The 865-nt window shown below is 41.2% G+C and carries 1 protein-coding gene; it reads right to left on the reverse strand.

Annotation, left to right across the window (positions count from 1 at the left end; all coding sequences use genetic code 11):
• Window positions 1-223: 223 nt before the first annotated feature.
• The gene (gene grpE / locus ACS8FC_RS15980) at window positions 224-823 is read right to left on the reverse strand and encodes a nucleotide exchange factor GrpE (protein ID WP_186475348.1); all 600 of its coding nucleotides are present in this window, start codon (window positions 821-823) and stop codon (window positions 224-226) included.
• Window positions 824-865 lie beyond the last annotated feature (42 nt).

Below are 865 nucleotides of genomic sequence, written 5' to 3' on the forward strand. Positions count from 1 at the left end.
CTAAATCAATACCAATTACTTTACCCATAATCAATTGCTCCTAATTTATTTTCAATATAAATATGTGTTTATCTATTTGTCTATCCAGACCGTCTTCGGTCACTTGTTGCTATATATCGGTTTGCCTGTCGTATTTTTCAAGGTAACAATCACGCAAAAATGGTCTTTCCTGTGATTTTTTGTGAAAAACCTTCATATTAGTAGGGTTTAGCCCCCAAAAATATTATTGACCAACACGTACCATGGCTGGACGTAGTAGACGACCGTTTAAGCTATAGCCTTTTTGTAGGACTGTACCGACCGTATCTGCTTCTGCTTCTGGATCGATACCCACTGCTTCATGAAAATCCGCGTTGAATTTCTCACCTTCTGGATCGACCACTTCTACGCCATGACGTGTAAGTACAGAAACCAATGCTTTGTGAGTTAATTGCACCCCTTCAGCAACTGGGTCATTCGCGTCTGCGTTTTCGATAGCGCGCTCTAAGTTATCAACGATATCGAGTAACTCTTTTGCAAATTTTTGAAGAGCGAATTTTTTGCTCTTATCCGCTTCTTGCTCGGCGCGCTTTTGTGCATTGTACGCTTCAGCGTTGGCGCGAGCAGTGCTTTCTTTAGCTTGCTTGACTTCACCTTCTAACTCAGCGATACGCGCTTTGAACGTATCAAGATCGATCTCATTTTCGATGGTGGCTTCTTCACCTGAGTTGTTCTGTGGATCAAACTCGTTCATGGTTTCTTCTAAGATGCTGTCTTTGTGATCAACATTGTCATGTGCCACTGTTTGATCAAAGTTTTCTTGGTTGGTATTTTGCTCGCTCATGATAGCTCCTTGGAATGTCAATAATAATTGAGATAAGACACA

The sequence above is a fragment of the Psychrobacter sp. 1Y4 genome (assembly GCF_051847555.1).

Coding starts and splice junctions, on each gene's coding strand:
- grpE (WP_186475348.1), bottom strand. CDS start 823: ATGAGCGAGCAAAATACCAACCAAGAAAACTTTGATCAAACAGTGGCA.